The 13,708-nt window shown below is 70.1% G+C and carries 16 protein-coding genes; 9 read left to right on the top strand and 7 right to left on the bottom strand.

What is annotated here, in order from left to right:
• Positions 1–117 precede the first annotated feature (117 nt).
• Genes CQ047_RS01055 through CQ047_RS18765 form a run of 3 tightly spaced genes read right to left on the bottom strand, consistent with a single transcriptional unit; the run spans position 118 to position 1,381 of the window.
• A complete protein-coding gene (locus CQ047_RS01055) occupies positions 118–813 on the bottom strand; it encodes an SOS response-associated peptidase (RefSeq protein ID WP_105672414.1) in 696 nt (231 codons plus the stop codon).
• Positions 814–823: 10 nt separating this feature from the next.
• Positions 824–1,156 (bottom strand): hypothetical protein, encoded by a 333-nt coding sequence (locus tag CQ047_RS01050; RefSeq protein ID WP_258132421.1) that lies wholly within the window; start codon positions 1,154–1,156, stop codon positions 824–826.
• Between the two features lie 54 nt (positions 1,157–1,210).
• Positions 1,211–1,381, bottom strand: coding sequence for a hypothetical protein (locus tag CQ047_RS18765; protein ID WP_181155789.1), 171 nt, complete (start codon positions 1,379–1,381; stop codon positions 1,211–1,213).
• 41 nt (positions 1,382–1,422) lie between these two features.
• On the opposite strand from CQ047_RS18765, the gene CQ047_RS18760 reads away from it, so the two are divergent.
• The 4 genes from CQ047_RS18760 to CQ047_RS01030 all read left to right on the top strand — a co-directional run bounded on the left by CQ047_RS18760 (position 1,423) and on the right by CQ047_RS01030 (position 3,062).
• Positions 1,423–1,677 carry a DUF3263 domain-containing protein gene (locus tag CQ047_RS18760; RefSeq protein WP_181155788.1) on the top strand — a complete coding sequence of 85 codons (255 nt, stop codon included), beginning with the start codon at positions 1,423–1,425 and terminating at the stop codon, positions 1,675–1,677.
• A gap of 152 nt (positions 1,678–1,829) precedes the next feature.
• Positions 1,830–2,219, top strand: coding sequence for a TadE/TadG family type IV pilus assembly protein (locus tag CQ047_RS01040; protein WP_181155787.1), 390 nt, complete (start codon positions 1,830–1,832; stop codon positions 2,217–2,219).
• Positions 2,209–2,643 (top strand): TadE family protein, encoded by a 435-nt coding sequence (locus CQ047_RS01035; protein WP_308737038.1) that lies wholly within the window; start codon positions 2,209–2,211, stop codon positions 2,641–2,643. Before CQ047_RS01040 ends, CQ047_RS01035 begins: the two co-directional genes overlap by 11 nt.
• Entirely contained in the window at positions 2,643–3,062 is a 420-nt protein-coding gene (locus CQ047_RS01030) for a pilus assembly protein TadG-related protein (protein ID WP_105672432.1), read from the top strand. Before CQ047_RS01035 ends, CQ047_RS01030 begins: the two co-directional genes overlap by 1 nt.
• 20 nt (positions 3,063–3,082) lie before the next feature.
• Here the strand turns inward: CQ047_RS01030 and CQ047_RS01025 are convergent, their stop codons facing one another.
• Positions 3,083–4,345: an MFS transporter gene (locus CQ047_RS01025; protein ID WP_105672411.1), complete on the bottom strand. Its 1,263-nt coding sequence runs from the start codon at positions 4,343–4,345 to the stop codon at positions 3,083–3,085.
• Positions 4,346–4,383: 38 nt separating this feature from the next.
• On the opposite strand from CQ047_RS01025, the gene prfB reads away from it, so the two are divergent.
• Entirely contained in the window at positions 4,384–5,493 is a 1,110-nt protein-coding gene (prfB, locus tag CQ047_RS01020; protein WP_105672410.1) for a peptide chain release factor 2, read from the top strand.
• 6 nt (positions 5,494–5,499) lie between these two features.
• Here the strand turns inward: prfB and CQ047_RS01015 are convergent, their stop codons facing one another.
• Positions 5,500–6,537: a DUF2510 domain-containing protein gene (locus CQ047_RS01015; protein WP_105672409.1), complete on the bottom strand. Its 1,038-nt coding sequence runs from the start codon at positions 6,535–6,537 to the stop codon at positions 5,500–5,502.
• A gap of 19 nt (positions 6,538–6,556) precedes the next feature.
• Positions 6,557–8,059 (bottom strand): DUF2510 domain-containing protein, encoded by a 1,503-nt coding sequence (locus CQ047_RS18635; RefSeq protein ID WP_146114244.1) that lies wholly within the window; start codon positions 8,057–8,059, stop codon positions 6,557–6,559.
• A gap of 139 nt (positions 8,060–8,198) precedes the next feature.
• Here CQ047_RS18635 and ftsE point away from each other — a divergent pair, with 139 nt between their 5' ends.
• Genes ftsE through smpB form a run of 3 tightly spaced genes read left to right on the top strand, consistent with a single transcriptional unit; the run spans position 8,199 to position 10,708 of the window.
• Positions 8,199–9,266, top strand: coding sequence for a cell division ATP-binding protein FtsE (gene ftsE, locus CQ047_RS01005; protein WP_105672408.1), 1,068 nt, complete (start codon positions 8,199–8,201; stop codon positions 9,264–9,266).
• On the top strand, positions 9,263–10,180 hold the full coding sequence (gene ftsX / locus CQ047_RS01000; RefSeq protein WP_105672407.1) for a permease-like cell division protein FtsX: 918 nt from the start codon (positions 9,263–9,265) through the stop codon (positions 10,178–10,180). The genes ftsE and ftsX overlap by 4 nt, the downstream gene beginning before the upstream one ends.
• A 51-nt stretch (positions 10,181–10,231) precedes the next feature.
• Positions 10,232–10,708 carry an SsrA-binding protein SmpB gene (smpB, locus tag CQ047_RS00995; protein WP_060927199.1) on the top strand — a complete coding sequence of 159 codons (477 nt, stop codon included), beginning with the start codon at positions 10,232–10,234 and terminating at the stop codon, positions 10,706–10,708.
• Here smpB and CQ047_RS00990 read toward each other — a convergent pair whose 3' ends face one another.
• On the bottom strand, positions 10,709–12,544 hold the full coding sequence (locus CQ047_RS00990; RefSeq protein WP_105672406.1) for a prolyl oligopeptidase family serine peptidase: 1,836 nt from the start codon (positions 12,542–12,544) through the stop codon (positions 10,709–10,711).
• Between the two features lie 194 nt (positions 12,545–12,738).
• On the opposite strand from CQ047_RS00990, the gene CQ047_RS00985 reads away from it, so the two are divergent.
• Complete coding sequence (locus tag CQ047_RS00985; protein ID WP_105672405.1) at positions 12,739–13,680, top strand: methylenetetrahydrofolate reductase; 942 nt, start codon at positions 12,739–12,741, stop codon at positions 13,678–13,680.
• Positions 13,681–13,708: the final 28 nt, after the last annotated feature.

The following is a 13,708-nucleotide window of genomic DNA, read 5'->3' as shown; positions in this document are numbered from 1 at the left end:
GTACCCTTCGGGGCGGAGCGCTTCGAGCTGCTGCTGCACGTCTTCGAGGGATGGGCCGGTGACATCGGTCGTCTGCTGGCCTCGTGGGCGGATCATTCCAACAAGCATCTGTCCAGCCTAGGAGGCCGGGGCGAGCAGAGACGGGTCGTCGCGGTTGACGGTGCGGGCGTTGTTGACCTTCGTGTCGACGATGTGCTCGCGGATCGTGGAGGCGACGTCGGAGGAGGTGTGGTCGAGCATCGCGAGGGTGTTGATCTTGGCCTGTCCGGTGAGCTTCTCCGGGGAGAGCCACTGATCCCACGTGTCAGGGGTGAGGAACGCCGGCATCCGGTCGTGCACAGTCCCGGATGCGTCGCGGGCCGCCCGTGTGATGACGACCATGCAGCGGGACCGTTCGCCGTTCGGGAGTTCCATCGACCAGGTGAGCCCGGCGGCGGAGACGAGCCCGTCGCCGTGGAGGAAGTGCGGGGTCTTCGGGGTCTTGTCGCCGGTCCATTCGAAGTAGCCGCGCATGGGGACGATGCACCGGGCCGCGGAGAACGCGGGCGCCCAGAACCCGGTGGCGAGCTTCTCCATCCGGGCGTTGATGATCGGTGCGCCCTTGGGGCGGTTCGCGGGCTTCTGCCAGTCCCACCGCACGAGTTCGAGGATGCGGCCCTCGCCGCGGTCGCGGACGATCACCGCGTCATCGGTGGGGGCGATCGAGTACGCGCCGTGGAAGTCCTTCCACCAGTCCTCCGGGCGCCCGCCGTCGGCGACATACTCCCGGATGAGCTCGTCGGTGCCAGCATCCATTGCGAATCGTCCACACATGGCAGTGACCCTACGCCTCGTCGCCGACGTCGTCGATCGTCACCGCGTTGCCCCACACCCAACAGCGGAAGGTCGTCTCCTCAGCGGAGAACTCGATCCCCGCCGCGAGGGGTGTCGAGCGGACGATCCGTGCGTCGACACGGACGGCCTCGGGGCCGAACCGCACCCAGGCCCGCACGCGGCGTTGCGCGGCCCGCGGGTAGACCGTGATGGGCTGCGTGTTGAGGTCGAGCTCTCGGTCGCTGAGCGACTGCAGCGGCCCCTTCAGAGCGGCGGTGCGGATCTGTCTCCACTCCGCTTCACGCGCGACCCGCGCCCGAGTCAGTGGTCCTGCGCTTCCCAATGCCGGCGTTCCTTCCTCCGGCCGAGGAGATGAGTCTACGTCGGCGCTCCGACGTCAGCCACCGTGAAGGGTGGGGCCGTCGAACTCCGGAGGGATGGCGATCGCGTCGAGCTCGGCGCCGTGGTCCTCGATGTGCCCGCACGCGCATGCGAACCCGCGCGGATGATCACGCATCACGGTCCCGCAGTTCGGGCATCGGGGCTGCAGGTCGGCGAGGTCGTCCATTCGACCAGCGTATGTCGGAGGTCTCAGGCACCATACCCGTCATGAGCCCTGCTGAACTTCTCGCCTTCGAGGCCGCGCATCCGCACTCGACTCCGTCGCGAGATGCCCTCATTCGCTCCGAGCTCGGAATCACCCCGATTCGCTATGCCGTGCTGCTCGGCCGCGCCGCGGCATCCGCCGAGGGCGTCGCGGCCGATCCGTTCACGGCGCGCCGCGTGAGGGAGCGAGCCTCATCGCGTGCGGATGCCAGAGCACGGCGCACCATGGGCGCGGTGCGAGGTGGCATCTCGGCCTAGTCGCATTCGTGAATAGTGCCTGATCCCGGCGCGGGAATAGGGCATGTTCACACTGATGACCGCGGGACTGGTCGTTCTCATCTGGGCGGTCGCGGGGCCCGCATTGAGCGCCCTGTTCGAGCAGGCCATCCAACGGGTCTCGGGGCTCTGACATGTCCCTGCGGCGTGTGCTCGTCGATGAGCGCGGATCCAGTGCGGTGGAGTTCGTTCTGGTGGGCACGCTCCTCACAGTGCTCACGCTCGCCGTGCTGCAGCTCGCGCTCGCCGTGTACGTGCGCAATGTCGTACACGATGCCGCGGTGGAGGGCGCCTACCACGCGGCGCTCGCCGACACAGAGCCCGAGGAGGGAGTGGAGCGCACTCGGATCGCCGTGAACCGCGCGGTGGGGGCGTCCTACGCGGAGGACGTGACGATCTCGGTGACGGAGCAGGAGGTCACTGTGAGAGTTCGCACCACGCTCCCTGTGATCGGTCTGCTCGGCATCCCACACGCTCTGGAGGTGGAAGCGCATGCGCCGGTGGAGTCGCTGGGTGAAGAATGAAGACGGCTCGGCCGCACTCGAGTTCATCACGGTCGGGCTCATCCTGCTCGTGCCTCTCGTCTACCTGATCGCGACGCTCGGGATCATCCAGGAGCAGACCCTCGGAGTCGAAGCGGCCGCGCGGCACACGGCTCGGTTGATCGCCCAGGCATCCGACCCCGAGAGCGCCGGAGATCGGGGCGAGCAGGTGCTCGCGGCGGTCGTCGAGGAGTACGGCCTCGACCCCGAGTCCGTCGAGGTGTCGCTCGTATGCACGCCGGTCGGCGCGGAGTGCCCAGCCGCGGGAGCCACGCTGACGGTCACGGTCCGCACCCGCATCGAGTTGCCCCTGATGCCGTCGGTGCTGGGGCTCGACGAGTCCACGGCGATCCCGGTCGAGGCCGCCTCGGTGCAGAAGATCTCCCGACTGTGGGCGGGCGGCTGATGGCCGCTCGGACGGCAGGCGACGACGAAGGGAGTGTCCTCCTGCTGGCGCTCGGTTACGCTCTCCTCGCGCTCACCCTGATCTTCGTGTGCGTCTGCGCGACCGATCTCTACGTCACCCAGAAGCGGCTCGACGCGCTCGCCGACTCCGCCGCGCTCGCCGGAGCGGACGGCTTCACGCTGACCCTCGACGGTGAGGAGGCGCGAGCCGAACTCGACGACGAGGGTGTTCGCGCGCAGGTCGACGCACTGCTCTCCGCGCTGCCGACGGATGCGCGTCTCGTGTCCGCCGGCACCCCGGACGGACTGTCCGCGCGCGTGACGGTGGAGGGGGAGTGGCATCCGCCGCTCTTCTCCCTGTTCCTGCCGGACGGCGTCCGCCTCGAGGCGACGGGCACCAGTCGCACGGCGCTGCAGTGAACGCGGTCGTGCCGGATCGATCAGGTCTCGTCGGCCGCCGTCCGCGGCACGAACATCGGGATCCAGCGGATGAAGCCCACAGCGCCCAGCAGACCGACCACTCCGATGGCGGCTGCGGCGACCGGCAGGGATGCGACCGCGATGACCCCGGAGATCATCAACGGGGCGACGGCGCCCCCGGCATCCGTCAGCGTCCGCCAGGAACCGAGGAAGGCCGCCGGTTCGCGCTTCGGAGCGACATCGGCGCCGAGCGTGAGCAGGATTCCGCTGGACAGGCCGTTGCCGACGCCGAGCATGGCCGCGAACATGCCGAACCACAGCACGGAGGCGTCCAGGTCGTGCGTGAACGAGAGGGCGAGGAACCCCGCTCCCATGAGCACCATGGCGGGCATCGCCGCCCAGAGTCGGCCGAACCGGTCCATCACCTGCCCGCTCGCGTAGAACAGGGCGAAGTCGATCGCGCCGGAGACACCCACCACGAGGGCGATCGTGGAGGCGTCGAGACCGAGGGAGAGGCCCCACAGCGGCAGGAGCACCTGGCGGGCCGAGCGCACCGCCGAGAGCGACGCGGCCGCCAGCCCGAGACGCCCGAGCACGGCACGCTGCTGCCACATCGTGCGGAAGACCCCGGCGCGCTCGATCGTCGGGATCGAACCGCTCACCACCTCGCCCGAGTCCTCGGTCAACACAGAGGAGGGCGGCACCGGGACGGTCTTCTCCGGGTCGGGGCCGAACACGACGAGCACGACCATCACCACGAGGCAGACGAGGAAGAACCAGAACGCGGCGGCCTCGGCGCCGAACAACTGCAGGAGCCCGGCGGCGACGAACGGACCGATGAAGATCCCGAGGCGGAAACTGCCGCCCAGGAGCGACAGCGCCCTGGCGCGGAAGTCCACGGGCACGCGCGTCGTCATGAAGGCGTGCCGCGCCAGCCCGAACGCCGCAGCGCAGAAGCCGAGCAGGAAGACGGATGCCGCGAGCACAGCGGGCGTCGGAGCGAACAGCATCAGCACGCCCGCCGCGATCGCCACGACGCCGCCGATCACCATCGTCATACGCTCGCCGATGCGGGCGACAGCCCATCCTGCGGGCAGATTGCCGCAGAGCTGACCGACCACCAGAGCGGACGAGATGAGCGCGGCGAGGGCGATATCGGCGCCCATCGACGCCGCGACCACGGGGATCAGCGGGATCACCGCGCCCTCGCCCAGCGAGAACAGCAGCGTCGGCAGGTACACCATGGGCCCGAACTGCCTCAGGACCACGGATGCGCTGCTCATCACTGCGACTCTACTCGGCAGGCTAGGCTGGGTGAGCCATGCTCGAACTCGATCTCTCCGCCGACATCCAGGCCCTGCGAGTCACCTACGGTGACATCCGCGAGGTCGTCGATGTCGAAGCGCTCCGCACAGACATCGCCCGCCTCAGCGAAGAGGCCGGTGCCCCCGACCTCTGGGACGACACCGAGCGGGCCCAGAAGGTGACCAGCGCGCTCAGCCACCGCCAGTCGGCCCTCGCCAGGGTCGAGGGCATCGGCAACCGCCTCGACGACCTCGAAGTGCTCGTCGGCCTCGCCAACGAGATGGACGACGAGGACTCCGCCGCCGAGGCGCGCGCCGAGCTCGCCGCGCTCACCGAGCTGATCAATCAGCTCGAGGTGCAGACGCTCATGGACGGCGAGTACGACGAGCGCAGCGCCATCATCACGATCCGCTCCGGCGCGGGCGGCGACGACGCCACCGACTTCGCCGAGATGCTCATGCGCATGTACCTGCGCTGGGCCGAGCAGCACAAGTACCCGGTCAAGGTCATGGACACCTCCTACGCGGAGGGCGCTGGCATCAAGTCGGCCACGTTCGAGATCGAGGCCCCCTATGCCTTCGGCACGCTGTCGGTCGAGGCCGGCACCCACAGGCTCGCTCGCATCAGCCCGTTCGGCTCCGCCGACAAGCGTCAGACGTCCTTCGCCGCCGTCGAGGTCATCCCGCTCATGGAGGAGGCGACCGAGGTCGACATCCCCGAGGGTGACATCCGCGTCGATGTGTTCCGGTCGTCCGGCCCCGGAGGCCAGTCGGTCAACACCACCGACTCCGCCGTGCGCCTCACGCACCTCCCGACCGGCATCGTCGTGTCGATGCAGAACGAGAAGTCGCAGATCCAGAACCGCGCCGCCGCCATGCGCGTGCTGCAGACCCGCCTCCTGCTCCTGCAGAAGGAGCAGGAAGCAGCGAAGAAGAAGGAGCTCGCCGGCAACATCACGGCGAGCTGGGGCGACCAGATGCGCTCCTACTTCCTCTACGGCCAGCAGCTCGTCAAGGACCTGCGCACCGGGCACGAGTCCGGCAACCCCGCCGCCGTGTTCGACGGCGACCTCGACGGCTTCATCTCCGCTGGCATCCGCTGGCGGAAGCGCAAAGAAGAAGACTGATCGAGGTCACTGGGCGGCGCCGGCGAGAGTGCCGGTGACGTCCTCCTCGCTGTAGACGATGCACTGGATCGCGTGGTCGTCGTCGAGCGTCCAGCTGCGCTTCGTGGGCACGTAGTAGTAGAAATCCAACACGGAGTCCGCATACGGGATGCCGACGAAGGTCTCGAACTCGGCTCTGCACCGGGTCTGGGCCTCGACGTCGACCGCCTTGTCGCCGGGGAATTCGGGCCCTTCGACGTCGAACACGAAGTAGACCTCGTCGGTGTGCGGCTGATCGCACGGGACGACGGGCACCTCGTACACCCCCTTATCCCCGTAATCGATGAGGGGGATGCAGTCTCCCACCGTCAGTTCGATCAGGCCCTTCATGACCGCGCCGTCGACGTCGGCGGGATCGACCGGGGTCGGTTCAGCGCTCGGCGCATCGGAGGGGGCGGTGCTCTCCTCGGCGACAGGACCGGAGGGGTCGGCCGATCCCGTGAACGAGATGAGGGCCACGGCCACCGCGAGGATCGCGCCGAGACCGCTGGCGCCCAGACCGAGGAAGCCCGGCCACTTGGCTCCGCGGAGGAACAGCGAGACGATCGACAGCGCGAAACCGAGGCCGAGCAGCACCCAGCCGCCGACGGCGATCGGGGGGATGCACGAGACGACGATGCCGACGACGGCGACGATGAGGCCCACCAGCCCCAGGACGGACAGCCCCTTCTTCGCGGGCGCGGGTGCGGTCGCGTACGGGGGAGCGGATCCGGAGTATCCGGGGTACACGGTCGGCTGTTCGGCGAACTGAGCGGCCGACGCCCCGGGAGCGGGCAGCTCGAAGGGAGGGGCGAACGGAGCCGCGTCGCTGGGCGTGGACGCGACAGCCGCGGCGGCGGCAGCGTCTGCACTCTGAGCGGCATCAACGGGGTGCGCGGAAGCCGTGGAGTCTGCCGGCGCCGGGGCCGGTGCGGGCGCCTCCACGAGGTGCTCGGTCCACTGCAGGCCGTCCCACCACCGCCGACGTCCTGACCCGTCGTCGTACCAGCCCGCCGGAATCGTCATCTGTCGCCCTCCGTCGGGATCAGCCGGCCGACGGCGTCACGGTGATGCGCGCCACGGGCTGCAGGATGCCATCGAGCACGACGACCGTGTAGGAATCGCTCTGCGCGATGTCGAACGTCGCCGTGCCATGCGCCGTCTCCCCGGCCGCCAGCTCTGCGTTCTCGAACTGGCTGTCGGCGAAGAAGTCGTAGGTGCCCTCGGTGCCGTCGGCGGTCTCGACCGTGAAGTAGAACGGGCCGACGTACGTGGTGCCGTCGACGCCCGTCCACGTCACATCGATCGTGAGGAATCCGCCGTTGGTGGCGTCGATGCCGCTGCCGTCGGACGTGCTCCAGGTTGCCGAGCCGATGACGATGTCGCCGGTCCCGGTCGAGTGCGGGACGGTCACCGTCTCGCCCATCGCGCCCTCGACGACCGTTCCGGAGGCTGAGCCGCTGTCGCTGGAGTCCGTGCCGGAGTCCGTGCCGGTGTCGGTTCCCGAGTCGGTGCTGCTCGTCGGGAGATCGGTCGGCAGGTCTCTGATCGCGGAGCCGACGGCCGAGACGGTGAACACGATGGCCATCACCACCGCGAGGATCGTGCCCAGCACCGAGACGATGATTCCCGCGATTCCCGGCCACTTGCGTCCCTTGAGGAACACCGAGATCAGAGACACGACGAATCCGGCGAAGAGGAGGAACCAGCCGAAGATGATCGTGAACGGGATGCAGGAGAGGATCGTGCCGAGTCCGGCGATGCCGAGGCCGACGAGACCCAGGACGGAGAGCGGCACGGGGCCCGTGGGGGCGGCCGCGTAGGGGGCCTGGTAGGCGCCGGGGTAGCTGGGAGCCGCTCCGGGGTAGCTCGGCGCGGCGCCGGGGTACGTCGGCGCAGCTCCGGGGTAGGTCGGCGCCGTGCCGGGGTAGGGCTGTGCCGGCGCCGAGCCGGGGTATGCGCCCGGGGCGGGGTATCCCTGGGCCGGGGCTCCCGAGGCATAGGGCGGAAGCGGAGCCGTCGGCGCCGTCGCGCCCGGTGCGATGAAGGGGCTCGTCGGCTGCTCGTCCTGGGGCGCGCCCGCCGCAGGGGCGGACCAGTCCGGCGCGGCTGCAACCTCGGTCTCAGCGGGCGCCGCGGTCTCTGCAGGGGCCGCAGCCTCCGGAGCGATGACCGCATCCTCGGGGGCGGCGATCGGCGTCTCGGGGGATGCGACGGCCTCGGACGCGATGACGGTGCCCTCGATGTCCGACGGCGCATCGGCAGCGGTGCTCGTCTCCGCGTCGTCGGCGGCGAGGGCGGGGGCGGTCTCGGTCGGGGCGGCGTCGACCGCTGCGGCGGCCTCGACCGCGGCATCCGTCTGCGGCGTCTGTTCGACGGGCGTCTCCGAGGAGAGCTGCGTGTCCGGGGTGCTCTCGGCCACGGGGGCGGCATCCGTCGCGGGCGCCTCGGGCTCGACGAGCGGAGCGAAGTGCTCCGTCCACTGCTCGCCGTCCCACCACCGCTGGCGTCCGGAGCCGTCGTCGTACCAGCCTGCGGGTGTGGTCATCGTGTCCCCCTCGGACCTCGGAGCCCACGCGGGCGGCGTGGATCAGCACCTTCATGTATAGCAGTGAGCGGTGACACGCTCATGGCTGCGGGGTGTCGCTCGACGGCAGACGGGAGCAGGCGCTTAGGCTCGTACCGCCATGATTCGGTTCGAGAACGTCACGAAACGCTATCGCGGGACCACCAGGCCCGCTCTGTCCGGTGTCGACTTCGAGGTCCAGCGAGGAGAGTTCGTCTTCCTCGTGGGGGCGTCGGGGTCCGGCAAGTCGTCGTGCCTGCGACTCATCCTCCGAGAGGATGTGCCGACGTCGGGCCGTGTCGCCGTGCTCGGCCGTGACCTCCGATCCCTCGCGAACCGCAAGGTCCCGTACTTCCGCCGCCACATCGGCTCGGTGTTCCAGGACTTCCGCCTGCTCCCGTCGAAGACCGTCTTCCAGAACGTCGCCTTCACGCTCCAGGTGACCGGATCCTCGCGCGGCTTCATCCAGCAGGCGGTGCCGGAGGCGCTGGCGCTCGTGGGCCTCGACGGCAAGCAGAAGCGCATGCCCCATGAGCTCTCCGGCGGCGAGCAGCAGCGCGTGGCCATCGCCCGCGCTCTCGTGAACCGCCCTCAGGTGCTGCTCGCCGACGAGCCCACCGGAAACCTCGACCCCGCGACCTCCGTCGACATCATGCAGCTGCTCGCCCGGATCAACGCCGGTGGCACGACGGTGCTCATGGCGACGCACGAGGCCGCGTTCGTCGACGCGATGCAGCGTCGCGTGATCGAGCTCCGCGACGGCGAGATGGTGCGTGACGAGGTCCACGGCGGCTACGGCGACACCTCGAACATCCCGCGCCTCGTCCCCGAGGAGGTGCGAGGAGCCGCGGCGGCCGCGGCCCTCACCGCCGTCCAGGAGGTCCAGCGGCAGACCGCCGACCTCTCGGTCGTCCGTGCGGCGCTGGCAGAGGAGCTGAGCGCTCAGCGCAAGGCGGAGGCCTCGACCCCCGACGCCGTGCCCGCGGCATCCGAGATCCCCGAAGCGCAGGCGGCCCCCATCGAGCCGCAGCAGGCACCGCAGGAGGAGAAGCCCGCAGAGGCTCCCGCCGCGGTGGGCCCCCGCACGCACCCGATCGTCCTCCCGCAGGTCGACGTCGCCGAGCTCGGCGTCGCCGACAGGTTGGGCCTCTCCGACGACGGCGACGACGAAGTGGGGCCGACCTCATGAGAATCGGACTCATCCTCACGGAGGCCCTCGGCGGCCTTCGACGCAACATCTCGATGGTGATCTCCGTCGTGCTGGTGACCTTCGTGTCCTTGACGTTCGTCGGAGCGGCGATCCTCATGCAGGCTCAGATCGGCACCATGCGCGGCTACTGGACCGACCGCGCGCAGGTGGTGGTCTCGATGTGCTCGCCGCTGTCCGAGCCCACGAACGCCTGCGTCGGCGGCGCGGCCGACGAGGATCAGGTCGCCGCGGTCAAGGCGACCCTGGAAGGGGACGCGCTCGCACGACTCATCTCGAACGTCCGATTCGAGAACAAGGACGAGGCCTACGCGAACATCGTCGCGCAGCTCGGCGAGGACAAGGCCAGCCTGTTCACGGCCGACCAGATGTCGGAGAGCTTCTACGTCACGCTCAAGGACCCGACCCAGTCGCAGGTCCTCGTCGAGGCGTTCAGCGGCAAGGTCGGCGTCGAGCAGGTGAAGGACCAGCTGCAGTACCTCGAACCGCTGTTCTCGGCGCTCACCGTGGCGACGTACATCGCGGTCGGCATCGCCGCGCTGATGCTGATCGCCGCGATCCTCCTGATAGGCACGACCATCCGACTGTCGGCGTACGCGCGGCGCAAGGAGATCGGCATCATGAGGCTCGTCGGAGCATCGAACCGCTTCATCCAGACGCCGTTCGTGCTCGAGGGAGTGTTCGCGGCGTTCCTCGGCTCCGTGCTCGCCAGCGCGGCGGTCGTCGCAGGGGTGCACTTCGGGGTCGAAGGATATCTGCGCGGCAGGGTGCCGTTCATCACGACCTGGGTGAGCATGCAGGATGCCGCATATGTGGTGCCCGTGCTCATCGGCATCGGCGTGCTCCTCGCGGCGCTGTCGGCCGGCTTCGCGATCCGCCGGTGGCTGCGCACCTGATAAGCTGACAGGCTGTCGTGCGCCCGCACGGCACGGAATCAGGAGAGCATCATGCCCAGGGAACGCGGGGAGAAGGTCATCGCGACCAATCGTCGCGCACGTCACGACTACAACATCGAGAAGTCGTACGAGGCGGGGATGGTGCTCACCGGCACCGAGGTCAAGTCACTGCGTCAGGGACGCGCGAACCTCAGCGACGGCTACGCGTTCGTCAAGGGCAACGAGGTCTTCCTCGACTCCGTGCACATCCCGGAGTACTCCCAGGGTCACTGGACGAACCACTCGGCCAAGCGGGTCCGCAAGCTGCTGCTGCACCGCGAGGAGATCGCCAAACTCCAGCACGCCGTGTCGGCGGGCGGGTACACGCTCATCCCGCTGAAGCTCTACTTCTCCGACGGCCGCGCCAAGGTCGAGATCGCGCTCGCGAAGGGCAAGCGCGAGTTCGACAAGCGGCAGACGCTGCGTGAGCGGCAGGACACCCGCGAGGCGGAGCGCGCCATGCGGCTGCGCAACCGCGTCGGGGAGTAGTCAGCCGATCACGCGCCGCAGGAAGGCGATCTCACGCTCCAGGGCGTCGACGATCGTCTCGGCACTGCGGAAGCCGTGCCCCTCACCGGGATACAGCACGTACTCGTGGTCGACGCCGTGCGCGGCCAGGGCGTCGCGGATGGCCTCGGACTGCGCGGGCGGCACGACACGGTCCTCCTCGCCCTGCAGCAGCAGCACGGGGACGTCGATCCGATCCGCATGGGTGAGCGGCGAACGCTCGATGTAGAGGGCGTCGGATGCCGGGAGGGGCCCCACGAGGCCCGCGATGTACGACGCCTCGAAGTCGTGGGAGTGCTCGACGAGCCCGCGCAGGTCGGTCACGCCGTAGCGGCTGATCCCCGCGGCGAACGCTCCTCCGCGCACGAGGGCGGAGAGCACGGTCCAGCCTCCGGCGGACCCGCCGCGGATCGCGATGCGCGCGGGGTCGGCGAGCCCGGCGTCGGCGAGACCGCGTGCGGCGGCGATCACGTCGTCGACGTCGACGACGCCCCACTGGCCGAGCAGTCTCTCCCGATAGGCGCGGCCGTATCCGGTCGACCCGCCGTAGTTCACGTCGAGCACCCCGATGCCGCGACTCGTGTAGAAGGCGATGGCCGCGGCCGCCGCGCCGGTGACGTGGGCGGTCGGTCCGCCGTGCACGAGCACGAGATAGGGCGGACGCCCGCTCTCCGGCGTCGAGACGTCGGGGTTGGCGGGAGCGTAGGCGAAGGCGTGCACCGGTCCGTGCATCCCTTCGACGACCAGCGCACGCGCCGGCGGCATCCACGCGGCGTCCGCAGGAGCGCCTCCGGCGACGGTCGACACGGCGCCCGTGTCGAGGTCGACGCACCAGACTCCCGGAGCGACGGTCGATCCGTTGCCGCTCAGCAGCACCCTGGACCTCGACACGTCGTCGACGCTCACGTGACCGTCGCAGGGCACGGCGAGAGCGCGGGTCGACCCGTCACGGTCGATCAGCACCACCTCGTCGCGTCCGTTCGTCCGCACGGCGACGATCCGGCCGTCGTCGAGGAGCCCGTACCAGCGGTTGCCCAGCACCCACAGTCCGTACCCCGTGTCGGCATCGGCCGGCGCGATCGGCTCGGGGGTCGAGCCGTCGAGCGCGACCCTGTGCAGGTTCCAGCGGCCGGAGGGATCGTCGGCGAACACGAGCTCGTCCTCACCGGCCCACTCCGGTTGGAGGGCGGCGCGCGTGGGCAGGACCAGCTCGGCGCCGTCCGCACCGCGGACGTGCAGCCGGGCGCTGTCCCACGGCATCCGATCGCCGCTCCACTGCACCCAGGCGATCCGGTCGCCGGCAGGGGAGAGCGCGGGATGGGCGTAGAAGCCGGTGCCCTCGACGACCGTGCGGACCCGTTCGACGTCGTCTGCGGCCGAGCCGTCGATCGGGATCTCCACGATCGCGCGCAGATGGGGGTCGGCGGTGAGGTCCTCTCGTACGGCGAACAGCCGCCCGCCCTGCAGCCGCAGCCCTCCGTGGGCAGGACCGGCGGGGGTGAGCGGGCGCGGCTCTGCGCCGTCGTCGCGCCGATACACGCGCTGATCGGAGGCGTTCACGAAGAAGAGCGAACCGGCGGGGCTCGCCGTCCAGGCGCCTCCGCCGTACTCGTGCACGCGGGAGCGCGCGCTCCACGGCGCCGGAAGCACCTCACGCCCTTCTGAGCTGCGCACGGTCACGCGCCCGCCCTCGGAGGGCACCGACTCGCCCCACCAGATCTCGTGGCCGACGAAGCGGGCGCCGTCGATGCGGGGCGAGGACGCCGCGACCGAGGCGGCGGAGAAGGGAGACGGCCAGGACCCGAACGGCATTGACATGCCTCGAGCCTATTGGCGTGCGACACACGACGTCACACAGGATGCGGGCGGGCGTCGGCGTGCCATAGGTTTCTGGAAACGCCCGGTTCGCCCCGGTGCGTGGAGCGACAGCCGAGCCCGGCACCCGCCCGCGAGATCGACGCAGTCCTGCGCCGCTCGCGGCCCCGTGCCCGCCCTGTCCCCAGGAGAAGAAGATGTCTTCCGAGACGCCGAACCCTCGAGTGCCGTTCTCCTTCGAGCTCTATCCGCCGCGCTCGGCGTCCAGCCACGAGGCGCTGCACGAGACCGTCCGTCGGCTGGCGGCCGCAGGGCCCGACTTCATCTCGGTGACCTACGGCGCCGGCGGCTCGACCGGGGGACGCTCCCTGGAGGTGCTCCGCTTCATCCGCGAGCACACCGCCGTCGAGCCCCTCGCGCACCTCACCTGCGTGGGCAACACCTACGCGGGCGCCGCGACTCTCATCAGGGAGTTCCTGGATGCCGGCATCCTCAGCTTCCTCGCCCTCCGCGGGGATCCGCCCGTCGGACAGGACGAGCCGTTCCTCGGCGATCTGGAGAGCGCGGCGCAGCTCGTGCAGCTCATCGACCGCGTGCAGGCGGAGCGCGCCCCCTACGAGGAGTCGCCGGTGCCCGGCATCCCCGGCGCCGCACGCGTGAGCGCGCGCCGCAAGGCGAGCATCGCGGTCGCCGCCTTCCCCAACGGGCACCCGCGCTCCGTCCACCGCTGGCAGGATGTCGACGCGCTGCTCGCGAAGCAGGCCGCTGGCGCGACCTCCGCGATCACGCAGCTGTTCTTCCACGCCGACGACTACCTCACGTTCGTCGAGAGGGCGCGCGCCGCCGGCGTGACGATCCCGATCCTCCCCGGCATCATGCCGATCGTCTCGCCGGTCCGGCTCGCTCGCGTGCTCGAGCTCACCGGCGAGACGCTGCCCAGCGAGCTCGCCATCGCCCTCGACGTGGAGCCGACCCCCGAGGGCCGGCACGAGATCGGCGTCGAGTGGGCCGCGCGCCTCGCCAGGGAGGTCGTCGCCGGCGGCGCACCCGGCGTGCACCTCTACGCGTTCAACCAGCACGACACCGTGCTCACCGTCCTTGAGGAGGCCGGCGTCCTGCCGGTGTCCCGACTCCGCTGACCCCAGAACCCCCGCTGAAAGGAACACC

Origin of the sequence: Microbacterium sp. MYb72, from assembly GCF_002979415.1 — a bacterium.
Classification (GTDB): Bacteria; Actinomycetota; Actinomycetes; order Actinomycetales; family Microbacteriaceae; genus Microbacterium; species Microbacterium natoriense.
Note: the sequence above shows the minus strand (reverse complement) of the source record. Positions and strands in the feature narration are given on the sequence as shown.